At 36.6% G+C, this 23472-nt stretch carries 16 protein-coding genes; 4 read left to right on the forward strand and 12 right to left on the reverse strand.

Features of this window, described 5'->3' with window-relative positions; all coding sequences use genetic code 11:
- Positions 1–55: 55 nt before the first annotated feature.
- Positions 56–409, forward strand: a complete 354-nt coding sequence (locus tag ABD676_RS08030) for an integrase core domain-containing protein (RefSeq protein WP_425565281.1) — start codon at positions 56–58, stop codon at positions 407–409.
- A 418-nt stretch (positions 410–827) separates the two neighbouring features.
- Here ABD676_RS08030 and ABD676_RS08035 read toward each other — a convergent pair whose 3' ends face one another.
- Complete coding sequence (locus ABD676_RS08035; protein ID WP_344674082.1) at positions 828–1502, reverse strand: agenet domain-containing protein; 675 nt, start codon at positions 1500–1502, stop codon at positions 828–830.
- A 353-nt stretch (positions 1503–1855) separates the two neighbouring features.
- On the opposite strand from ABD676_RS08035, the gene ABD676_RS08040 reads away from it, so the two are divergent.
- Positions 1856–2287, forward strand: a complete 432-nt coding sequence (locus ABD676_RS08040) for a cold-shock protein (protein ID WP_344674083.1) — start codon at positions 1856–1858, stop codon at positions 2285–2287.
- Between the two features lie 25 nt (positions 2288–2312).
- Here ABD676_RS08040 and ABD676_RS18215 read toward each other — a convergent pair whose 3' ends face one another.
- Both ABD676_RS18215 and ABD676_RS08045 read right to left on the reverse strand, forming a co-directional pair.
- Complete coding sequence (locus tag ABD676_RS18215) at positions 2313–2561, reverse strand: AAA family ATPase (protein ID WP_425565275.1); 249 nt, start codon at positions 2559–2561, stop codon at positions 2313–2315.
- 183 nt (positions 2562–2744) lie between these two features.
- Positions 2745–3146: a hypothetical protein gene (locus tag ABD676_RS08045; protein WP_344674084.1), complete on the reverse strand. Its 402-nt coding sequence runs from the start codon at positions 3144–3146 to the stop codon at positions 2745–2747.
- Between the two features lie 339 nt (positions 3147–3485).
- Between ABD676_RS08045 and ABD676_RS08050 the strand changes: the two genes are divergently transcribed.
- The gene (locus ABD676_RS08050) at positions 3486–5006 is read left to right on the forward strand and encodes an NAD(P)H-dependent oxidoreductase (RefSeq protein ID WP_344674085.1); all 1521 of its coding nucleotides are present in this window, start codon (positions 3486–3488) and stop codon (positions 5004–5006) included.
- A gap of 73 nt (positions 5007–5079) precedes the next feature.
- Here the strand turns inward: ABD676_RS08050 and ABD676_RS08055 are convergent, their stop codons facing one another.
- From ABD676_RS08055 to ABD676_RS08075, 5 genes are read right to left on the reverse strand one after another with little or no spacing between them, the layout of a single operon-like run.
- Positions 5080–7002 carry a TlpA family protein disulfide reductase gene (locus ABD676_RS08055; RefSeq protein WP_344674086.1) on the reverse strand — a complete coding sequence of 641 codons (1923 nt, stop codon included), beginning with the start codon at positions 7000–7002 and terminating at the stop codon, positions 5080–5082.
- On the reverse strand, positions 6992–8371 hold the full coding sequence (locus ABD676_RS08060; RefSeq protein ID WP_344674087.1) for a RagB/SusD family nutrient uptake outer membrane protein: 1380 nt from the start codon (positions 8369–8371) through the stop codon (positions 6992–6994). Before ABD676_RS08060 ends, ABD676_RS08055 begins: the two co-directional genes overlap by 11 nt.
- Positions 8372–8399: 28 nt before the next feature.
- The gene (locus ABD676_RS08065) at positions 8400–11642 is read right to left on the reverse strand and encodes a SusC/RagA family TonB-linked outer membrane protein (protein ID WP_344674088.1); all 3243 of its coding nucleotides are present in this window, start codon (positions 11640–11642) and stop codon (positions 8400–8402) included.
- A gap of 28 nt (positions 11643–11670) precedes the next feature.
- Complete coding sequence (locus ABD676_RS08070; RefSeq protein WP_344674089.1) at positions 11671–12771, reverse strand: FecR family protein; 1101 nt, start codon at positions 12769–12771, stop codon at positions 11671–11673.
- A 43-nt stretch (positions 12772–12814) separates the two neighbouring features.
- Complete coding sequence (locus ABD676_RS08075) at positions 12815–13345, reverse strand: RNA polymerase sigma-70 factor (protein WP_344674090.1); 531 nt, start codon at positions 13343–13345, stop codon at positions 12815–12817.
- Positions 13346–13552: 207 nt separating this feature from the next.
- Here ABD676_RS08075 and ABD676_RS08080 point away from each other — a divergent pair, with 207 nt between their 5' ends.
- Complete coding sequence (locus tag ABD676_RS08080; protein ID WP_344674091.1) at positions 13553–14878, forward strand: MutS-related protein; 1326 nt, start codon at positions 13553–13555, stop codon at positions 14876–14878.
- Here ABD676_RS08080 and ABD676_RS08085 read toward each other — a convergent pair.
- The 4 genes from ABD676_RS08085 to ABD676_RS08100 form a co-directional block, all read right to left on the reverse strand.
- Positions 14875–16137 (reverse strand): sensor histidine kinase, encoded by a 1263-nt coding sequence (locus ABD676_RS08085; RefSeq protein WP_344674092.1) that lies wholly within the window; start codon positions 16135–16137, stop codon positions 14875–14877. The two genes, ABD676_RS08080 and ABD676_RS08085, sit on opposite strands and share 4 nt — an antisense overlap.
- A gap of 288 nt (positions 16138–16425) precedes the next feature.
- Complete coding sequence (locus tag ABD676_RS08090) at positions 16426–18600, reverse strand: S9 family peptidase (protein ID WP_344674093.1); 2175 nt, start codon at positions 18598–18600, stop codon at positions 16426–16428.
- Between the two features lie 204 nt (positions 18601–18804).
- Positions 18805–20304 (reverse strand): SusD/RagB family nutrient-binding outer membrane lipoprotein, encoded by a 1500-nt coding sequence (locus ABD676_RS08095; RefSeq protein ID WP_344674094.1) that lies wholly within the window; start codon positions 20302–20304, stop codon positions 18805–18807.
- 16 nt (positions 20305–20320) lie between these two features.
- Complete coding sequence (locus tag ABD676_RS08100) at positions 20321–23455, reverse strand: SusC/RagA family TonB-linked outer membrane protein (RefSeq protein ID WP_344674095.1); 3135 nt, start codon at positions 23453–23455, stop codon at positions 20321–20323.
- Positions 23456–23472 lie beyond the last annotated feature (17 nt).

Genomic DNA, 23472 nt, shown 5'->3' on the forward strand with positions numbered 1-23472 from the left:
CAGGCCCACTGCGGAGGCCTGCATCGGTGCCCTGAGGATGGCCGTCAAAAACCGGATGTATCCCGATCACGACCTGATCCACCATTCGGACAGGGGTATCCAGTACTGCAGCACGGACTATGTCAGGGTACTGCAGGCCAAGGGTATAGCGATCAGCATGACCCAATCGGGAAGTCCGTACGACAATGCCGTGGCGGAAAGACTGAACGGGATATTGAAGGACGAATACCGGATATCGGAGACCTTCAGGGACTATGGCGAGGCACTGGCACAGGTGATAAAGGCGGTGGACATTTACAACAACTTTAGGCCGCACATGGCCTGTGACCTGATCTCCCCGCAACAGGCTCATGAGAGCTGGGAGGAAGAAACCCCTCGGGGGATATTTCAACGACCAGTGCTCCAATGAGCTCCGTGTTTGCAGAGGCCAAAAGCAAAAAGGTAGGTAATGGATGACAACCGTAATCGGTAATAAAAAAACAATGACAACTAATATTGGTAAATAGAATATATTTGTAAACTTCAATCAGTAATTTCTTCGAATTCTGTAAACCTATTTCAGTATAAGACAATTAGTCTTTCCCACGGGTTTTCTTCGCTACTCTAACGGATCTCCTTCGGAACTTGTTCGGATCTCCTTCGGATCTCGTTCGGTTCCGACCGAACGAGATCCGAAGGAGATCCCTATCAGATCCCTAAGAATTCCTTGAGAGTCTCAAAGCAAACTCATCCCAATATGGTTCTCAATATATAGTTATCTTAAGGGAATATTGACTCCATTCTAGTTAATACCATCTCTTTGGTGGAAAAGAAACCGTAGCTCTATTTTATTGTTTTTTTCTTCTGATGCGATCTGGATTTACCCATTCATCATATAGCTTTCCCCAACCGTCGTAACGGATCAGGTATTTTCCATCTTTGATTTCCAATACCGTGGCTTGGTACCATGCAGATGACCAAATGACTTCCACCTTATCATTTACTTGATATGTGTTGTTGTTTTGAGGTTGTTGATCTTGCGGTTTGGAATTTACCTTTTGGTCGTTAATTAGAGGCTTTGGATTTTCTTTAGGTTTAGCATCTTCTTTGTTTTTTTTACCAATTCGCGTTCCTGTTGCAGCATGGCCACCAACTTCTCCAAAAAGTAAAATCAATTCATCGGTACTTTCCTTATACCAGAAGTCATAGGTATTCTTTGATAAATCCTGAATTCTGAAATATCGTTTACTATCTTCTGCATACCATGGACGTACTTCCTGTAAGGATCCTTTGGAATTTCCCCAGTCAAATGATCCTTTATTATTAATTTTCAAGGTTCGCATGGCTGCACCAGGCTCATAGCGTTGATAAATTGCATCGCTTTTCTGATGATAGGTTACTGCTCCTGGAATCCAGACATCCCAAGAGCCTGTTATGGCAGTTGGAAGATTTTTGATTTGAGCATTACTCAGCAGGTAGCAAAGTGGGATTAGTAAGATACTAATCATCATTTTTGTCTTCATAATTGGTTAATGTTTTGGTTTGTAATAGAATACAGTAACATCGAAGTTATCCAATAATTTTATTTTAAAATATGATTGTGATTAGCTTTATCCCCTTTTAAAAGGAAATTTGATCAGAAGGGGTTATATATGATGCTAAATTTGATGACAATGGTTTTGTCTAATGTAGATAGCATCGTATGGAGATGGGGTAAAAATATAGTAAGATGGAGCGCTAATTACATTCGTTTTTGTCCTTAAAAAATCGTATATTTGTATACTTTCACAGAGAATCTCATTCTTATCTTCAAGCCAGGCAAGCTTTCCTAAGAACTCACTCTCTTTAAAACATTCGATAACTTTAATTCTAATTAATGGCAAAAACTCAGCTTACATTCAAGAAAAAAGAAACAGCAAAAAGAAAACAATTAAAAAAACAAGAAAAGGTTGAACGTCGCGAACAAAACAAGACGAACAACAACAAAGGCAAATCCTTAGAGGAGATGTTTGCATATGTGGATGAATTCGGAAATATTTCTGATACTCCACCAGCACAACCTTATAAATTTAAGGAAGAGGATTTATTAAGACCTCAGGATATGGAGGAGGAATTTTTACATGGTAAAGTTTCATATTACAATGAAACAGGTAACTATGGATTTATTCGTGATAATTTATCGAGAGAAACCGTTTATTTCAATGATAAATTAGCAGGAATGCAACTTTCCTTAAATCAACAAGTACGTTATAAATACACCCGCACCAAACAGGGCAACCAAATAACAGAGGTTGAACTGGTCAAATAGGTTAAGGTATCGATATAATAAAGGGTTACAATTTGAATTGTAACCTTTTTTGATTCACATATAAATAACGCTTCAAAATTTTTATTATAGATGTTGTTATTAAATGGAATGTTTCATCTGGAATTATACCTAGCAATTGTATAGTTGATCCTTGGTGATCTCTATCGGTTAGTATAGTATTCACGTTTTGAGCAAACGAATAGACTAAATTTATGGCTAGTGTACTTTTTCCTACACCGCCTTTTTGATGGGCTATTGTTTTTATCTTCGACATTTATATTTGTATAGCAATATAACAGTATGACCATAATTAATATAATTGCCTGATTAGTTATGAATGGCAACTTACTTTGGTATTGCTTGTAATTAGAGGTAAAAAATGGACTGAACTATTATTCAATTTATTGACTTTTCATTTCCTCTCCTTTAAAACACGGATTTTTTTAATTAACTTATTTTAAAAATCCTGCCACATATTCTCCGGGTCGTATGGAACTCGATTTAGTCCTATTTCGTCCCAGGATTTATACTTATAATCCCTGCTAATAGAAATATAGTAAGACCATCTCCAAAAACATAAGGGATTGATTTTATAAAGACGAAAGACTTGTTTGTCTTCATCGGAAGGATTTGTTTCTTCTATGAAACGATTTATTGACGAGTTAGTCAAATAAGAATCCTTAAATCCAAATGACTCCTCTCGTGTAAAGGAGGCATTCGAATTAGAATATCTAAAAGGATCATTTCCATCTATCATCAATAAAATGTTCTTGTTGATTATTGGCAAGTTTACAATGATGACGACGATTGCTAGGGTTACAAAAATAAATTTCCATTTCATAGTTTGTTCTAATTTCATTTTGTGCTACCTGGGGGTTTACCGGCAACATTTGTCACACTTGTATTTCCGCTTTTTAGACAGGTTAAAAAACATGACTCACAAATACAATAATTTCCCCTAAAATACAACATTTGTTTTACAACAAACCGAGTTTATATTTTCGCATTTATATTTTATGTCCTCTTTTTAACCCTAGTTTTTGTGCCTTTTCAAATTTTTCACCCAAAGCGTTCTCAACTTGTTCTCTTTTACCACCAGAATAGGTTGGGGTGCTTTCTTCATTTCGCGCAGGCCTAATAAATCGAAAATAAAGGATTTTTAAATCCTTTTTTGACCCATGTTGTTTATATGAATAAGATGGGATTACATATACTTTTAATTTTTGGACATCCTCGTAAAGATAGTTATTGTGCTGCCCTCGCAGATCAATACATACGGGGTGCTCAGGACGCTCAGGTACAAATTCGTCGATTAGATTTAATTGACTTAGAATTTGAACCCCAGGTTCTTGTCCCTTCCCCTCAAAAACAATTTGTTGAACCTGACCTGGTTCTAGCTAAAGAACTTATTTTATGGGCAGACCATTTGGTATTCGTATTTCCTACATGGTGGGGAAATGTACCAGCTCTGGTTAAGGGATTCTTAGACCGGTGTTTTGTTCCGGGTTTCGCGTTTAGGGAAATTCAGTTCGATCATTATGAAAAGATGTTGAGCCCAAGAACTGCTCAAATTATTACCACCATGGATACTCCTGTGTTGGTAGATCAGCTCTTTAATGGTTCTCCACTAAAAAAGTCACTGATCAATGCGACACTCAAATTTTGTGGGGTTTCTCCCGTGCGAATGTTCAAGGCAAGCCCCATTAAGCATTCCAGTCTGGAACAAAAAGAAGCGTGGTTAAAGGAAGCTTATGCCCTAGGCATATCTTTAAACAAGGGTGTTTTAAGTCCATGGGATAAATTCAAAAAGCAAATAAACCCTTGGGTAAAAGCTATACGGTTACAGTTTTATCCCATGACTTTTTTCGCTTATGCCATTGGAGCCTTTGCATTTATAGGTACTACCGGAAATATAAACATCCCATTCTTTCTTTTGGCTTACCTTCTCTTGTTTTTATTGGAAGTCATTGTCGTTTTCCATAATGATTTTAATGACTTTGAAACGGATAAACGCAATCAATCTTTTAGTATGTTTTCAGGCGGATCCAGGGTTTTAGTCAGTGGAGTACTTCAAAAAGAACAATTGCGTAATGCCATTAAGATATTACTTGTTTTTTGCGCCATATTAACAACTTTAGTCTCCTGGTTATCAGTGAATTCATTTGTCTTAAACATAGGATTGATTCTAGTTTTTTTTCTATTAGCCATGTCCTATACAGCAAATCCATTAAAGCTATCTTACCGAGGTTTAGGTGAAATAACGGTTGGTTTCACACATAGCTTTGCGACCATATTATATGCATACGTACTATTTGGCGGTGCTATAACCGATACATTTCCTTGGTTGTTGGGGATCCCGCTGTTTTTGGCCATTGTACCGGCAATTATGATGGCTGGTATTCCCGATTATGAGGCTGATATGGCTGTAGGAAAAAGAACCTTAGCTGTTCAATGGGGCAAGACGATTTTAGCAAGGGTTGCAGCAGTATTGGTCATAGCTGCTGTAGGTTCTGTTTTCCTTATAGAAAATCTAAATGGTTTCAGGATCGAATATGGTTGGCCAATTTATATAGGCCTTTTACATGGAATTTATCTTTCCTATTTGTTATTTAAATTTGCCAACAAGAGGGATAAACCTAATCGGATTGATGGTATTATGGCAGTTGCATTATCCTATATTATGTGGTTTGTATTGCTGCCTTTTTTTAAGTTGATGTAATGATTTTTTACATTTAAAATAAAAAGGCGAACCAAGTAGAATTGGTTCGCCTTATTTTTAAAAATGAATGATCTTAATTTTGTAGAGCATAGTCGATCATGGCATCTAAGTCTTGCAATATTTTCTCACCTTCTGATCCTACTTTTTTGAAGACAATATTTTGATTTGGCCCTAATATAAAGGTAGTAGGTATGGTGTTGACATCCAAGGTGCTGTTAAACGATTTGTCGCTGTTGTAGTAAACAGGAAAAGTGTAATTCGGATTTTTTTCTACCCAATTTTTTGCATCCTCAAATGTATTTCCACTTCCTGTATTTAAAATTATAAACTTAACTTTTGGGTTATCCTTATATTTCAAATATACTTGATGTACATAGGGGAAGGAAGCTAAACATGGAACGCACCAAGTAGCCCATAAATCTAATACTACTACCTTACCTTGAAGGTCTTGACTCGTAAGGGATTTTCCATTCATATCCTTAATAGAAAGTTCTGATGGAAAAGTTTCTCCTTTAATGACCTTCTTTTCCAAACTTTTAAAATAGGCTCCTTTCCAGGCTTTATCTAACCCATTAACATAGGAACTTATCTCTTGATCTGATTTATTCTCTTTAATAAGTGTCTTTCTTAAGGAGGTACGGATCGTGCTGTCATAAGGCGTTAATTTATAGGCATGACTCCAAACCTGAAGTTCTTGATCTATATTTTTGTTATCAGCAAAAACCTGAGCTGCTTTTTTCAATAAATCCTTGCTTTCAACCAGTGGGTAATTCTTGGCTAACAAGGCGTATGCTTCTTGCTTGTGACCTGTTTTTTGCTGAATTAAACCCTGCCTTAATAAGACTTCGGATTGTACTTTGTTAATCTTTTCTTGTCTGGCATCGTCATGACCCACTAAGTATCCTGTTTCCGGAAAATATCGAACTAAAGTTACCGGATAATCGGCAATATTTTTTAAGACTAAATTGTTTAATTCTTGAGCTTTATCTAATAGGATATTATTGTCAATCAATAAGTCCACATAATAGGTATAAGTTCGCCAGGTGTAAGGATTTGGTTCTTTATCTAAAATAAATGGATAATAACTCAATGCCTTATCTGCATCTTTTTTACCGACATAATATTCAAATAAATAACCGTAAGCAGCTTGAAAAGCTTCTTCATTTTCCTTTGTCTTTTTGGGTAAGAGCTTATTAATCTCTGTGATTACATCAGCTGAATCCGGGATATCCAAAAGTCTGCCTAATGTATAGCTCATGCCTAAATTTGAATTTGGAAATTCTTTGATAACTACATTTCGAATGGAATCTACTTTTTGTTTTTCTCCTATGATAAGGAATCCCATGGTTACCTTATTTAGGTTACCATCCACAGTGGGGTTAGATCGAAACTTGTCTTCAATAACTTGCAGTGCTTGTTGTCTATACTTTTCCTTTGAGACCTCATCTTTTGCTGTTTTCATCCGGTACTGTAAAATCTTGAGGTTATTCTCGTAATTCGTAGGAAACAATTGTTGTTCTTTCTGAAAGTAAGCTAGTTGTTGCTGCTCCATACTTTTTGAATTACGGTTTTGATAAGCCGTACTGTAGCCTTTTGCCAAATAATTACCTTCTTTTAGTTTATTTCCTTCATAAACAAATATTTCATAGTGTGTGGTATCCGTTGGACGAATTACAAATTTCTGGTCTGCACTTGTAATAAAGAATGAACTGTAATTGGCATAGAAGGGTAGTTTGAAGTTAATTTCCCAATCTTGATTCACTTTTTTCATTTCCAATCGTTGTGGCATTTCATAAAAATTGGAATAGGAAAACTGTAAAAACAATTGCTTAATGGAGTCTGGAATTTGAACCTTATTAGCTAACAACTTAATTTTTATTTCATCCTTAGGACTTGCCTTCGTTGGATGAATAAGCACGGCATTTTCCTGCGCTTGCAGCGCAAGGTTATTGGCAAGGAGCAGGGTTGCAGCTATAAGTATAAATTTATTGATCATTTTGTTTCAGATTTATATTACTTAAAAGGATAGACTGAGCAATTGGTATACGAGTATCTTCTTGTGTAAAATTACCTTTTGTTTGTGAAAGAACAGCAACAGCGCGATTTGTTCTATTTAAATCGAACCAACGATGTCCCCATTCGCCCAATAACTCCAAGTGTTTTTCTTTCTCTATGGCTATGGCTAAATCATTTGCTGCGATTGTTTCAGGTAATAGGATCAATCCAGCACGCTTGCGAATGGCATTCACATCATCCACTGCAAGTTTGTTTTTGTTGAGCTTAAGCCTAGCTTCTGCGCGGATTAAATACTGCTCCGCAAGTCTTAATACCATATTGTATTCCATAACTGGACTACCAATGCTCGTTCTAATTTTATATTTGTAGGGAGTATAAAATGTTCCGGAAGTAATGGTATATGGTTTTAACCAATCGGTTTTTCTCTTATCGTCAACCTCAAAACTGTCCATTGTTTTTTGGAAAACATTATAGTATCCTCGAGCTGTTGCATTGACAGGAACCATGGAAAAACCTTCCCAGGTATTTACACCTGCAGTGGATGTATTAACCGTTTGAATTTGCCATAATGCTTCCTTACTAGTTTTCAGAAATACCTCATTTAAGTTGTTCATCAGTTGATATCGGGTATCTTCGATGACCTTTGATGCAGAAATTTCTGCGTTTTCATAGTCACCTTTATAAAGATAGACCCGAGCTAATAAAGCAGAAACAGCTTTTTTATTTGGTCTCACACGCTCTGTTCCTTGATAATCATCATCGATATCTGCCTCCGCTTGTTTTAAATCCTGAACCAAGAAGTTATAGACTTCCTCTGGACTAACTTGTCCTTGGGTATTCGAAGAACTCACATCTGAGTTGGTTACTAAAGGGATTTTTTTAAATAAGTTGACTAAATAGAAATAATGAAAGCTACGGGTGAATCTTGCTTCAGCACTTATTTGTTTTTTGATTTCAGCACTTAAGCTAGAATTTTCGACACCTTCAATTACTTTGTTACAATGCCCAATTGTGGAATAAGGCTGACTCCATAAGCGATCCAGGTAATCTGTATTTGGCGTAATATTATTGAGTTTATAGGCATCATAGCTGGTGAAAGCCGAGTAATAATCATCTGCAGTAATGGACATCAGCATTGCCAATAATCCAGAACCAAATTGATTATTAAAATTATTCATGTTGCTGTACACCCCAAGGATGGTTGCCTCGGCGGATTTGGCGTCTTGAAAGGCATTTTCTGCTGACACCTGATCTTTAGGTGGGTCAATATCTAAAAAGCTTTCACAGGATGATAAAAGAAGCGAAAGGCTGATGATACTGCTGTATATGGTCGATTTAATAAGTTTCATGATCTATGTGTAAGATTAATAATGTTCATTAAAAGGTAAGTTGTAAACCGAATGTATAGGTCCTAGGGCTTGGTGTTGCCGTTGTTTTAACAGAACCAAATGGGTTCACTTCAGATACATAAGTTCTATCAAAGCCTTGCATCTCTGGGTCCATGCCTCTAAAATTTGTCCATGTATATAAGTTCTGTGCAGCAAAACTGATCTGTAGTTGCGGGATGTTAATCTGCTTTGACCATTTTGACAGGTTATAACTTAATGCAAGCGTCTTTAATCGAATGTAAGATGCATCATCCCATACGGCAGAAGAGTAGCGGTAATAATCACGATAGTTGGTATAGGCATCATTAGAGGCGGTTGTTGTTGCTCTAGGGATATCAGTGATATCACCTGGTTTTTGCCATCTATCTAAAACGGTTACATCCATATTGGAAAGTCCACCAATATGACTAGCCATAGGTCCATAGGCTATACTAGGACCTTCTTGTTTGACAAATTGGAATAAGAAACTTAAGGACAAATCTTTAAAGGATAAATTATTGTTTAAGCCGCCATAGAACTTAGGCATAAGATTGCCTAAAACAACGAAATCATTGGCTTCATCTAATTCATCATCAGCATTTACATCTGTATATTGACCTAAACCTGTTTCAGGATCTACACCTATAAAATCATAACCTTTCACCACACGTACTGATTCTCCGATAACATAACTATAAGCTGAGGCCGAGTTTTCTAAATCGGGATAAGCCAATAATTTATTTTTAGGAAAGGTGAGATTCAGTTGGGTGTTCCAAGTGAAATTAGAGTTACGGAAATTGGTGCTATTCAATTCAAATTCCCATCCACTGTTTTCTACTAATGCAGGTTGGTTACCAAAGAAATATTCAAAGCCGGTTTGCGGCGCCAATTGAATTTCTATTAACTGATTACCTGAGCGATTATTGTAATAGTTCGTCGTTAAGAAAAGGCGATCGTTGAAAAATCCTAAATCTAAAGCTATCTCCCGTTTTTTATTCTCTTCCCATTTGAAGTTTGGATTGAAAACACGGACAGGGGATAGGCCAGCTATGCCTTGGTATGCAAAACCAGGTTCCCAAGTATCTAAGAACTGGTAATTCCCGATTTGGTCATTTCCAGTAATACCCAAACTTCCTCTTAATTTACCAAAACTTAAGATAGACTGGTCTCTCAAGAAATTCTCCTTTGAAAAGATCCATGCAAAGCCAATGGAGCCGAAATTACCGTAACGGTTGTTCGGGCCAAATCGAGAAGAACCATCTCTACGTCCAGATAAATTCACTAAATATTTCTCTTGGTAGGCATAACTAATCCTGGAGAAAATAGATTGATATCTGTAATCGCCGTATTGGTAATCTCCCACGCTTAAATCACCTGCAGCATGGATATTGTCTAATTGACTGTCGGATGGATAATTGGTTCCATTAAAAAATTTGCCTTCATTTAATGATTTCTGCCAAGTTCCACCAAGTAAGACGCCAATTTCATGGTTTCCAAATTGCTTGTTATAATTTAGCTGAGGCTCAATGATAAATGAGCTAAAATCGGAGTTACCATATCTTGCAGAAGCGGCAGTGCCCACTAATGGATTAAAACCAGTACTTGGTAAGGTTTGCAATTGATCCATTTTCTGCAATTGATAACCCATGTTTAATTTAGCATCCAATCCATCAAGTATCAAATAGCTTAGGCTAGTATTGGCTAATAAAGATTTTGACTTATTGGTATTGCCGCGAACTAAATAGGCCATAGGATTTTGTAAGCTTGTTCCGAACCAATAGAAACTTTGGTCGTCGTTATATAGAGGGTAATTTGGAGCTAGGTTATAAAACTGTGCTATATCAGTTGCTAAGGTATTATTATTGTCTGCATTGAAATTTGCGGATCCATTAATTCTGAATTTACCATTTTTGGATTGGTTAGAGATACTAAGCATTCCTCCTCCACGTTGGTAACTTCGATCTCCTGGTAAAACGTCACCTTGTTTACTGTAACTTCCACTGAGTAAATATTGTAAAGTAGAGGTTCCTCCGTTGAAGGATAATTGCATGGAATTAAAGGCGGCACTGTTACCAAACAGATCCTTTTGCCAATCCTGACTAATTCCTGAATCCCATAATTTAAGATCTGGAGCGTTCGTTTCATCTGGGGTAGTTCCATCATTGGTGAAAGCCTCATTTCTGATTTCCAAATATTGCTCCGTATTCATCATTTCTAGATTTTTGATGGCATGAGAATTACCAACCAGCAAGCTGGCGTTAATTTTTAATTCTTGTGCACTTCCTTTTTTAGTGGTAATTAAGATGACACCATTAGCTCCACGGGAACCATAAATGGCGGTTGCATCAGCATCTTTTAAAACATCAATACGCTCAATATCTTTTGGATTGATAAGCGAAAGTGGATTTTGGTTTCCCGAAGCACTGATGAATTGATTCATGGCATTGTCGGAGAAAGGAACCCCATCAACAATGTATAAGGGACTATTGCCATTATTGATAGAGTTAGCACCTCTTAATTGCACATTATAAGAGCCGCCAGGAAGCCCGCTGTTAGAGGATATACTAAGACCAGAAATGCGCCCTTGCATGGCTGCTAGTGGATCTAAAACAGGTTGTTTTTCTAAATCTTGTGCTGAAACACTGGATACAGAACCAACATTTTTGCGAACACTGGAAGTACCATAACCGATGACAACGACTTCATCAAGATTGCCAAGGTCTGGAACCATACTAATGTTTAATTGACTTGAACCAGAATAAGCTACCTCTTGGGTTTTATAGCCCATAAAGGTAAAAACTAAGGTACCTGAACTTGGACCATCGAAACTAAAATCCCCATTCGCATCCGTTTGAAAGGTTTGGTTGCTTTGTTTTATTCTAATGCTGACATTAGACATCGCTTGTTGATTTTCATCCCTTACTCTTCCTTGGATTCTTTGTTGTTGTTTGTTTCGAGTGGACTTTCCTTTAACCACAATTGTTTCGCCAATGACTTGATAATCCAAATTGTGGTTTTTAAATGCCTGATCTAAGATGACCTTGATCTGTTGGCCATCGCTTTGAATACTGAATTTTGCCTGATCGGTTATTTCTTTCGGGTCAAAGACAAATTTATAAGGGGTTTGCCTTTCAATTTCTTGGACAAGTTTTTCAAAACTTACCCTTTCCAATTTAAGGCTAATCTTTTGGCTGTATGCAAAGCTACTCCAAGAGAGGAGCATCAGGAACAAAAGTGAAAAATAATACTTCATAAATTATTTGATTAAGGTTGTGGTATTGTTATTTATTTGGTTGTAGTATTAAAGTTTGTTGGTTTTGAATGACATCAATTCCGGAGAATTTCAGAATTTGTATAACATCTGAAAATGGTTGATTTCGGTTGAACTTTCCACTCAATGTTTTATTTTGGTAGGCAGCATCGATTTCAAATGAAAAGTTATACCATCTGGCCAATTCTCGGAGTATTTCTGGTAAGCTTGAATCATTGAACTCGAAATATCCATCCTTCCATGCCAACTGATTTACTTTTAAATTGCGTTGAATTTGATTAGCACCTGACTGATTGTTATGTTCAAATAATTCGCCTGGTTTAAGAATGAATTGTTCTTCTTGTTGTTGGATTTGTATGGATCCTTTCTCTAAGAAAGTTTTGATGATTGGGTTCTCAGAAGGGTAATATTTTACATTAAATGCTGTGCCCAAGGCATGTATCTTTGTGCCTGCTACATAAACGATAAAAGGTCTGTTGGGATCTTTTGCTACATGAAAATACGCCTCACCTTCTAAATAGACATCGCGAAATTCTTGGTTAAAAGCTTTAGTAATACGTAAAGAAGAACCCGCATTCATACGAACGCGAGTTCCATCAGGTAAGATTGACTCAAATTCTTCTCCATTTGCAGTTAACAACTGGACTTGGTCATTTATGCTTGTTTTTTCAAGATTTAATAGTGTCTGATTAATCTTTGCAGCTTCATCTTTGTGGTCAAGTATAATGGTTCCTTGAAAAGTACCTGGTGTAAAAGATGTTTTGCTAATTTGTTGTTGGAAGGTTTCTGTATTTCCTGTTTCGGTTCTTTGCCAATATAATAAACTGATAACCGTGAATACCAAAATCAAGGCAGCTGCAGACCAATAAACAGAAGGTTTAAAACTTCTTAAAGGATTTGGTTTGCTGTCTTGTTTTTGAATGATCTTATCATGAAAGGCACTACGAAGATAATGGTCGATGGATTCTAGGTCTAGATCCTCAATTTTGGCATTGATTCGTTGTTTGCTAATGTGATTATACCAACTTTCTACAGCGTTTTTTTCTTGGTCGGAACATTGATTATCCACATATTTCCTTAAAATATCTTCCGTTATTTTAGGCTTAGTCATACTTTGATTGGTTAGTTCAGAAGTATGACAAATAAGAAGGTACTTAGTGGTACATTAAAATGAAAATAAATTTTAATTTTTGTTTTAGGATCAGTAAAGCTTTATAAATCTGTTTTTTAACGGTTCCTTCTGCTATCCCTAAATCAGCTGCAATTTCTTTATAACTCATGTTTTCATAACGGCTTTTCTTGAAAATGCTACGCATCTTAGGTGGTAAATGTTCTATTTCCTGGTTAATAATTTCTTGAAAATCCTTCTCCCGTAAGGTTTCTTCAGGGTTATAGGCGTAGCTTTGAAAAGAGGGGGTATCTAAGAGATTAAGGTAGGTTTGACCTAATTTATTTCTGGCGAGCTTATTTATAACAACATTCCTAATGGAACGGTATAAATAGGCATTGTAGGATTGTTGGATGCTTAAATTGTCAAGACTTTCCCAAAGATTGCTGAATACTTCTTGGACAATATCCTTTGCCTCATCTTGATCATCCATCATCTGATAGGCGTGCAAGAAGAGTTTTTTCCAGTGTGCCTCATATAACACTGTGAATATTTTCCTTTTTTCTTCCAAATCCATTATTCTTCAATACTACAAAATTTATTTTATTTTAATAAAAGTCAGATTTATAAGGTATTGAGGACTATGAATTGGTTTATTACTAAAATAGTTCAAAAATATGGTGTGATAGCTTATGCAATTTGAAGTATATTTTCATCATTACTTAAAGAATTTGCGATATTTATAATATATCCGTAGGAACCTTAATTTGCCTTTATGATAAATATGCCGAAGTTTATTATTGATGAGCAGACTATTAAAGACATTCAGTTGAAAGATTTGAATGGTCGTTCTGTTTTTGATTTTTTCGATGAAACGATTACCGAAGGTGCACATTACTTTTTGAAGGAATGGTTTTATGATCCAATTATTAATAAACAGTCTATTGAAGAAAGACAAATTAAAATTAGACGACTTGAACCACTTGCACAGGAAGATTTTCCATTTCACCGTGTCATTTTAAAGGACATCGAGAAGTTTGTCAAGGCTTCTCATTCTGGTGCAACAGCCTCCTTGAGCCTACTGGATTTTTTAGGAATTCAATCACCAATTTACTATTACAAGAAGCGCAATATCTTAGAAACGACCGAGTTTTTACTGCAGTCACATATTTTCTATAAGAAGATAAATGCTGTACAACATTATGATGATGTACAAGTAATGATTGATAAAATTCAATCTTATTTATCAAAGGTTTTCAAAAATGGGGATTATGATGTTGAGAAATTAAAGGTTAACATATTTAATATTGAAACTTATGAGCGTATGATTCGCTATGAGTTTTCTAATGTTATTAAGGAGGCCATCAAGTTTTTCTATGAGATCGATGCATTACTCGCCGTTGCGAAAGTTTCTCGAAGAAATGGTTTTTCCTATCCTGTTTTGCATGAGAAAAACAGTACTGGTAAAATTAAGATGACGGGTTTATACCATATCTTTCATAAAAATCCTGTCAGGAACGATGTAGAATTGTCTCAAGAAAAAAGGTTGTGGTTTTTAACAGGTGCAAATATGGCTGGTAAATCTTCCATCATTAAGTCCATTTCTGCTGCAGTTTATTTGACGCATATTGGTTTTCCGGTTCCAGCAGATACCCTTGAAACAGATATTATAGATGGCTTATTTACCAGTGTGAATTTACAAGATAATTTGGAGTTAGGTTATAGTCATTTTTATGTGGAGGCTATTCGTTTGAAGGAGATTATGGATCAAATAGAACCTAGTTCTAATGCCTTGGTTATATTAGATGAATTATTCAAAGGAACAAATCATAGTGATGCCTCGCAAGCAATCCTAGAGGTCATGCGCTATTTAGATGAAATAAAGGGGCCATTCGTGATTGTATCTTCACACATTACCGAATTAAGTGAGCAGTTGAAAAGTTTTCCATCTATTGCATTTATGAAAATGAAAATAGATGGGGACGAGGAAGGTTTACCGGTATTTACTTACAAAATTACTCAAGGTATTGCAGAAGAACGTTTAGGAATGTGGTTATTGAAAAGGAGTGGAGTCTTTGAGTCTTTAAATAAATTGGTACCTAAGAATTAACGATTTGGAAGGTCTATTAAAATAGTCGTTCCTTGTTCCGGTTTACTTTTGATTTTAACTGTGCCATGGTTTGCTTGGATTAATTTGTCTACTAGAACCAATCCAAGTCCAGTACCTCGTTCACCTGAAGTGCCAAAAGAAGGATCTTTGATGGTGTGGAATAAGGAGTCTATAAATTGTTGGTCAATACCTACACCATGGTCTTCAATGCTGATAGAAGTATTTTCTTTTTCTTTTGATGCCTTAATAGCAATCAATCCATTAGGGTTACTAAATTTAAGGGCATTGTCCAGTAAATTGCGGAGAATGACCGTAAATTGAATAGGATCAGCATATACCTGTATATCTTGCGCAATTTGAATGTCGATTTGAATCTCTTTTTCCAAGAATCGCTCTTCCATGGATTTGAGGGTTTCATTTACAATTTTAGCCAACATAATTCCTTCAGGCATGGTTTGTAAACCTTGCATATTATGTCTGCTCCATTCTAACAAATTATTCAGATTAATTTGTAAAGTAGACAATTGTTTATGGACTAGTTTTATAGCGGTTTCCTTCCATTCACTCGACATTTGCGTGCCAGAAAGATCTTTGAGCATTGAGGTAGAAGACTGCAATGGTGAATGAATATCGTGTGCAATGATGGCAAAAAGGTGTTTTAAATCACGGTTTAGATCATTAATTTGTGCGCTCTTTTCTTCAATCTCTTCTTGATATTTCTTTTGGATACTTCTTAAGTAATAACTTAAGACGATTAAAATTACCAATCCCCAAATAGAGTTAAATATTAATCTATGTTTAGCTACATGCTCTAAGAATGGAAAGGAATAATCTAGGTACTTAGGAATAATAATTGCGGCAGACACAAAAACAGATAAGATTATCTTGCTGATGTTATCGCGTAAAACCAATAAACTGAGGGCTATGAGACTAATTAAGAAATATTCAGTTGTATTGGGTGATATGAAATTAACAAAGGCTAAAAGGAGCCCCATAGAAGTTAGGAACCAAATTTGACCTGTTTTCAATTTTCTTTTAGCATGAAAGCCTAATGTAAGGATCATCAGACTAGCGCCAATAAAATTAGCAATGCCAATAATTGGGAACTTCCATATATTGATAAATCCGTAGATAAAGATGATAATACTGCAGCTAACAGTTATGATATTCGCTAGGCGAATTTCCTTTTTAACTAAAAAACTATCTTCATCTAAAATCCCTAAATTAAGAATACGATCAATGTTTTCCGGTATTTTCAAGCTATTAATATTTGGTTTTGTAGTATCCTTATTTCATAAAATAAACTACTTGATGCCTTCAATTTTATGAAAGATAGATGCAATTGGAATGTAGTTTATTCGCTACAAATATAGCCTTATATTTTAATTATTATGATGTGAGATAATGTTTGATTATAAAATTTTACCAAAAATCAATAAATATATATAAAAAATGTTGTTTAAACAGGTAATTGTATATGTAACAAAAATGGTTGCAGATCTGCAACCATTTTTTATTATTCCAAATGTGATAAAAATTGAATTTGATTACTTTTTAAGATAAAGATCAAAATATTTAGCAATCTTATCATACATATGGATTCTGTCTTTACCAGAAACATTATGCTCGTGGGTAGGGTATAGGAAATAATCTACTTGTTTTCCAGCTTCAATACATTTTTCTACGAAATCCATGCTATGCTGCTGCACAACCACTGGATCTTGAGCCCCATGTATAATCAATAGATGACCATTCAAACGATCAGCCTTATTTAACATGGATGACTTCTCATATCCTTCAGGATTTTCTTGTGGAGTATCCATATAACGTTCTCCATACATGATCTCGTAATATTTCCAGTCCATTACAGGACCTCCAGCAACTGCAGCTTTAAAAATATCGTTGTGTTTGGTCATAAATGAGCTGGTCATGAATCCGCCGAAACTCCAACCGAACATACCCATATTATCCTTGTCAACATAAGATTGCGATTTTAGGTAATCAATACCAACCATTTGGTCTGCCATCTCTGCTTCACCAAGGTTTCTATGCGTTACACGAGTGAAATCAAATCCACGCGCATCTGAACCACGATTGTCTAGTGTGAAAACGATATAACCGTTTTGAGCCATGTACATGTCGAAATAACCAACACCACCTAACCATCTGTCAGTTACCATCTGTGCATGCGAACCACCATACAAATAAACCATAACCGGGTATTTTTTTGTTGGGTCAAAGTTTACAGGATAGGTAATACGCGCGTTAAGCTGTGTTTTACCATCTGGAGAAGTGAAATTCTTAAACTCTATTTTCGGCAAATTAATCTTACCAGCGAAAGGATTTGGAGCAGTCAATACCGAGCTTACTTTTTTACTTTTAGCATCAATAACCTGTAGGTTATTTGGTGTGGTCAGGTTACTGTATTGGTCTAAGATGTACTTTCCTGAATTACTGATTGAGGCATTGTGAACACCATTTACTTGGGTTAATTGATTAGTCTTTCCGTTTTTTAAATCGACTTCAAATAAATGACGTTCCATTCCTTTATTGGTTGCACCAATATAATAGGCTTTTGTGCCTTTGGCATCAAAACCTTGGAAATCGGTTACAATGACATCCTGAAAGCCTAAGTGACGAATAAGCTTACCTTGTGTGTCATAAAGGTATAGTTGATTGTAACCATCTTTATCGGTTTGATATAAGAAGTGCTTATTGTTATTTGGAAGAAAAATTAATGGATTTTGTGGTTCTACCCAAGTTGTATTTTGTTCTTCAAATAAAGTCTTCACCAATGCACCAGATTTAGCATCGTATTGATTTACCTTTAAATGATCTTGACCACGATTTAAAACACCAACATATACAAAGTTTCCAGATGGATCCCAAGTAACCATGGTTAAGTATTGTTCTTTAGGCTCTCCGGTTTGCAGTTGAACGAATTGTTTACTGTCCGTATTATAGATATTCAAGGTTACTTCTTCACTTTTCATTCCCGCCATTGGATATCGGATATCCTTAATGGTAGCAACCCTGGTGTCCCATTGCGGAAGAGGGTAATTTGATACCATGCTCTCATCTTTACGGTAGTAAAGTAATTGCTTGTTATCAGGGGACCACCACATGCCTTTATCAATACCAAATTCATTACGGTGGGTGGCAGGATTACCATTAACAATTCCATCTATCGTATCTCTAGTAACTTGAATTACATCACCAGCAGCATTTATGATTTCGATATTGTTTCCATTAAGGTAAGCAGTTTGTATAAGTTTATCACTTAACTCTTCAGATTCAGCATCTAGAGGTAGGGCATAAGCAATTTTAGCTTGTTTAGTTCCAAGATTATATTGGATGCCGTAGCTTTTCTTTTGGCCATTAGCTCGGAAGCTAATGTTATCTGAATCTATCCATTGATAATCGGTTGGGAAAGTACGAAGGTTAAACTTTTCATCTGGAATTAAAGAGCTTAAAGCTTGTTTGATATCATTACTTGAGGCTAACTGTTTTGTCTGCCAATTATTGGAAGCTTCACGAGCAATCAGGTTTTGAAATGTACTATCTAAACTTGAAAATGCATCCATGTTACTTACCCATTTTGCGCCATAGATGGACTTTGGAGCAAATTTGCCAGGCCCCATAACGGTTTCATCAATAGTGAAATTCCGCTGACCGTAGGCAACCGATGAGCTCAATAAAAATATTACTAAAAGTTTTTTCATTAGTTATTGAATTTATGCTGACGAAATTAGGTATTTGTTGTAAGAAATGGAAGTAACTTATTAATAGGTTAAAGTCTTCATAGGCTAATTTCTTCAGTCAGAATGTTGGAGCTTTAAACTTTAACTCAATCCTATTATAGTATATTAAAAAAAGAGACTGCCCCTCGCGGGCAGCCTCTCCGATTAAATAATAAAAAACATAGATTAATTTACATCCCAGAAGATTTTGCTAGTCTGTGGGTCAATTTCACCCTGAGCTTGGACATTATCTTGATTGTAGCTGTATTCATTTTGAGGATACACTAATCGCAAAGGAATCTTGCGTCCTTGAGCACTTTGGTTTTGAGTAAGTGGTATATCGGATGGGAATCCCAATCGTCTATAATCTACCCAAGCTTCGAAGTTATTTATACTTGGCAATGCCAAATATTTTTGATTAATGATAAGTTCAAGTTTGTTGCTTGCATTGTCCCAATTGGCAGAATTGGCTAGCAAATTGTCAGCTTCAGTATCTGCTGTAGGGATCTCTAACCAATTGAAAGAGTCTTTTACTGCACTTTCATATACGGACTTAGCATTTCCTGGTAACCATCCACGTTGTATAGCTTCGGCTTGAAGGAATAGGCTTTCCATGGATGTAAAGAACCATAAAGGTTGAGTTCCATCTGATAGTATACCTGTCCCCACAACGATAGATTGATTTCCAGATTGTAATCCGGCAATAGTAGGGGATCCAAAGTATGAGCCTATCCATCTATCAGTTGGATCTTTGGGATTCTGAGCTGGAAGAAACAAATATTGATAACGAATATCGTCATTATCCTTATAGCGGTTCATCAGGTAATGACTTACCCTATTAAAGCCATCCATTAGAATTCCACTTTGATCAGCCACGTAGGTGTTGTAAACTGGATTTACCTGATTAATGTTGTTGGAGAATAGCAAGCTTAACATAGCTGTTTCACCAGCTTCGATAAAACCACTTCCATCTGCTGTTATTTTGGCAATTTCATCACTTGGATTAGTTACAAATTCAGATTGGTGAATTAACAATTTTAACGATTGTATATTAGCTAATTTTCTCCATTGGGTTAAATCACCTGCGAATAGTACATCGGATTTTGCTGTTGCTTCCGAGATTTCAGGGTTAGCTTTAAAGATTGCACGTGCTTCCTCTAGTTCAGCAAGCAGACCTTTATAAATGTCTTCACCTTTGTCATAGGCTGGGGCAACTGAACCTTCACCTTTCAATGCATCCGAGTAGGGTACATTGTTGTACATGTCTACCAAGTACATAAATCCAATTGCGCGAATGATTTTACCTGCACCGATAAAGAAGGTTTGACCGGTTTCCTCACCTTTTTTAATCATCAATTCCGCATCGTTTAGAACATCATACCAACTTGTTGTACTGTTGGCCCACTGACCTTGTTGGAATGTTGCGGTGATGTTATAGTTTTCCAATGGAATACTTTGCCCGTAGTCTGCTCCCCGACCATAGTAACCACACCATGATGCTGTCCAGGAATATTGAGTACCCATTCTGGTGGCTGTTTGTTTCAAAACCATAGGCAACAAATGCTGTGGAGTTACTAATGGATTGGTTGGGGCGTTCGGGTTGATGTTGATATCGAAAAAGCTGTCCTTACAGCCAGACAATGTTAGAGTTGTCGCTAATATTGCCAATAATATTTTTTGTTTCATTGCTGTCGAATTTAAATTAGAACCTTGCATTAATTGTAAATCCGAAATTCCTAACTGGAGGATTGGATGTAGAATTGATGTTACCAAAGGCATTAGGGTTTGAACCTGAGAAACTATCGAAATCAGGATCCATAAAGGTGTTTTCTTTTGGTAGCCATAGTGCTAGATTTCTTCCCACAAGAGAAATTGACACGCTTTTTAATGCTTTTTGTCGGGCGGCTAACCAAGTAGTTGGAATATCATAACTTAAGGCCATTTCACGTAATCTCCATTGATTGGCACTGACAATGAAATTGGAAGCTGTATTTCCAAATTCACCGGTGTAATAGTTATACATTTCTTCGTTCTCTCCAATCTTAGCAGTTGTGTTTTCGATATATTGTCCAGGGTTATTTGGATCTTCAATCACCGAGTTAGGAAGGATAAATGGCTGGCGGTCATTGTATGCTGTTGCAATAGAAACACCAGTCCAAGACATGTCAGACCCTAAGCCAAAGAAGGATGCAACATGTCCTCCTTTATATTCAAATAAAGCAGATAAGTTGAAGTTCTTATAATTTACGGATGGATTTAATCCAATAATCCATTTTGGCAATGTTCTACCAAAGTTAACTGGTGTAGTTGCTGTATAAGGACGACCATCGGCCGCTGATACGATAATTCTACCTTGATCATCTCGTTCGTAGTCTGTACCACGCATTACAAACGCTGGTTGTCCCACAATGGCGTAATTTGATGCTGCAACATAACCTCCACCAACTTGAAGTTGATTTAGCTTCTGGGCCTCATAAATACTGGTCACTTCTGAGTCGTTCCAAAGGAAGTTACCTCTGAAGTTGACTCCGCCATCAGTAAACTTGATTAATGGTGATAAATTAAAATCGAAATCTACACCTTCACTTATAAATGATGCAGCATTGGTATAGCTACGAGCAAATCCCGACGACTCGGAGATACTTACATCAATAATCTGATCAGAGTTAATGGAACGGAAATAAGTAGCTTCTAAAGTCAATCTATTGTTCCATAGACCAGCCTCAAAACCAGCTTCAGTAGTGTTAATACGTTCTGGTTTTAGGTTGTAATTATACGTGGTGTTGTTAGCTGTTAATCCAGTGATACCTCCTAAAGGAAATCCATTTGCTTGAGCATAGGTAGCTTCCAGTGAATAAGGGCTAATATCAGAGTTTGCAGTTTTAGTCCATGCACCACGAAGTTTTAAATAGTTAAAGAACTCCGATTGCATGTCTAGAGCATCCGAAAGTACGATTGCTGCATTGACCCCTGGGTAGAAATAAGAGTTATTTCCTGGCGCTAGGGTAGAGGTTTTATCCCATCGTCCTGTTACTTCTACATTCGCCCAGTTTTTATAGTTTAAACCTGCGCTTCCATAAACAGAGAAAAGACGTGATTTATAACCATTGGATCCACCAGTCAAATTTCCTGAACGGATGGCAATGTTTTGTAATTCTGGAATAATTAGATTATCCGTCCCTACGGAAGTCGTTCTGTATTCTTTTTGTCTCACAAACGTTCCTAAGATACCGTTGAACTTGAAGTCATCATCAATTTGCTTAGTGACATTGGCAAACAAGTCTGAAGTTAAAAAGGTTTGGTTCAAGGTGTATTCTTGAAGAGCCGCAGTGATATTGTCCTTTCCACGGCTTAGACCAAAAGCAGAAGAGGTAACACCTTCTGTAATGTATCGTTCAGCAATACCTCGGGATGTTAGACTGGCTCTATAGGTGAATTCTAACCAATCAAATGGTTTAAGTCCAAGATCAATGTTACTGATTAAATCTTGTTTTTTTCCTAAGTTACGCCAGTTACCCATAGAGAAGTATGGGTTAAGACCATAATTAGTAAACCAATTATCATACTTAGCCCATTTGTCATTTTTATAATCTTTATAAGAGGTTACTAAAATGTGTGCCGGAGTATTGATTAATTGGCTGAATAAACCATCATTACCACCCGTTCCCTGATTCGTAAAATATGTTTCTTGACCTACTTGATCGAAGATATTATAATTCTGTTGAGTGTAATTGAAGTTAGCACCTGCTCTAAAAATCCCGTATTCGCGTTGAGCATTCATCCGGATTCCATTTCTTCTGTTTTTATCTCCAGGGACAATACCTTTGATATCGGAGTTTTCTAAACTAAGGAAGAAGTCCTTGCTGTTGATTGAAACATTTGTTTGGTTGGTGACACCCGTATCGTAAAATTTCTGGCGTTCATCAGTTCCTTCATATTTGGTAGTTTGTTGGCTGCCATCTGGTAATGGAAGACCAATATTTGCCATGCTGCCATCAAAAGCAGGACCCCAAGACCAGTTTTCTTCGGGAATGATCATACCGTCAGCACCATTACCAAATTGTTTCTGTAGTTCTGGGAAGAAAGAAATGTTCTGCCATTGTGCAGAGTGACTGATGTTAATGGAAGTTGTCTCTGAGCCTTTTTTCGTAGTTACCAAAATAGCACCATTACGGGCATCCGGACCATAAATTGCAGCTGCAGCAGCCCCTTTAAGAACAGAAACATTATCTACATCATTCGGGTTGATAGATGAAAGGTAGTTTAATTCCATTGGAACTCCATCCATTACTAACAAAGGATTGTTGTTTCCGGTTAATGAACGAATACCACGAAGGTTGATTTTAACATCTTCAAATACCCCTGAGCTGGTCGTCGTCACATTTAATCCAGATACTTTTCCTTGTAGTCCATTTGCAATGTTTACTGCACTGGCCTTGTTGACTGTTTTGCTGTCGACCTGTTCTGCAGAATAACCTAGTTCCCGTTTTTCTCTTTTAACACCGAGGGCAGTAACTATAACTTCTTCTAGTTCATTTTCCGTTAGTGAAAGAGTTACATTAAGGTTTGTTTGTGTTCCTACAGCAACACGTTTTGATCCATATCCTATCGATGTGAATACTAAAGTTGCATTGTTTCCTTGTACAGCAATGGAATAATCACCTTGATTATTTGTCTGCGTAGCGGTATTAGTACCATTTACATGGACAGATACACCCGCTAGGGCTGCACCAGTCGATGCTGATGTTACTTTACCTCTTACTTGCCGTTCTTGTGCTGTGGCTGTTCCAACGAACAGCAAGCACATCAGAATGAAGCTGAGTAATTTTTGATTCATAATTTTGTGTTTCGTGA

It is taken from the genome of Sphingobacterium kyonggiense (genome assembly GCF_039536825.1).
Lineage (GTDB): Bacteria > Bacteroidota > Bacteroidia > Sphingobacteriales > Sphingobacteriaceae > Sphingobacterium > Sphingobacterium kyonggiense.

What these genes read in the sequence shown, in the direction of transcription:
- ABD676_RS08100 (WP_344674095.1), bottom strand. Translation starts at nt 23,455, where the DNA reads ATGAATCAAAAATTACTCAGCTTCATTCTGATGTGCTTGCTGTTCGTT.
- ABD676_RS08035 (WP_344674082.1), bottom strand. Translation starts at nt 1,502, where the DNA reads ATGAAGACAAAAATGATGATTAGTATCTTACTAATCCCACTTTGCTAC.
- ABD676_RS08045 (WP_344674084.1), bottom strand. Translation starts at nt 3,146, where the DNA reads ATGAAATTAGAACAAACTATGAAATGGAAATTTATTTTTGTAACCCTA.
- ABD676_RS08060 (WP_344674087.1), bottom strand. Translation starts at nt 8,371, where the DNA reads ATGAAACTTATTAAATCGACCATATACAGCAGTATCATCAGCCTTTCG.
- ABD676_RS08065 (WP_344674088.1), bottom strand. Translation starts at nt 11,642, where the DNA reads ATGAAGTATTATTTTTCACTTTTGTTCCTGATGCTCCTCTCTTGGAGT.
- ABD676_RS18215 (WP_425565275.1), bottom strand. Translation starts at nt 2,561, where the DNA reads ATGTCGAAGATAAAAACAATAGCCCATCAAAAAGGCGGTGTAGGAAAA.
- ABD676_RS08040 (WP_344674083.1), top strand. Translation starts at nt 1,856, where the DNA reads ATGGCAAAAACTCAGCTTACATTCAAGAAAAAAGAAACAGCAAAAAGA.
- ABD676_RS08055 (WP_344674086.1), bottom strand. Translation starts at nt 7,002, where the DNA reads ATGATCAATAAATTTATACTTATAGCTGCAACCCTGCTCCTTGCCAAT.
- ABD676_RS08080 (WP_344674091.1), top strand. Translation starts at nt 13,553, where the DNA reads ATGCCGAAGTTTATTATTGATGAGCAGACTATTAAAGACATTCAGTTG.
- ABD676_RS08075 (WP_344674090.1), bottom strand. Translation starts at nt 13,345, where the DNA reads ATGGATTTGGAAGAAAAAAGGAAAATATTCACAGTGTTATATGAGGCA.
- ABD676_RS08070 (WP_344674089.1), bottom strand. Translation starts at nt 12,771, where the DNA reads ATGACTAAGCCTAAAATAACGGAAGATATTTTAAGGAAATATGTGGAT.
- ABD676_RS08090 (WP_344674093.1), bottom strand. Translation starts at nt 18,600, where the DNA reads ATGAAAAAACTTTTAGTAATATTTTTATTGAGCTCATCGGTTGCCTAC.
- ABD676_RS08095 (WP_344674094.1), bottom strand. Translation starts at nt 20,304, where the DNA reads ATGAAACAAAAAATATTATTGGCAATATTAGCGACAACTCTAACATTG.
- ABD676_RS08050 (WP_344674085.1), top strand. Translation starts at nt 3,486, where the DNA reads ATGGGATTACATATACTTTTAATTTTTGGACATCCTCGTAAAGATAGT.
- ABD676_RS08030 (WP_425565281.1), top strand. Translation starts at nt 56, where the DNA reads ATGTATCCCGATCACGACCTGATCCACCATTCGGACAGGGGTATCCAG.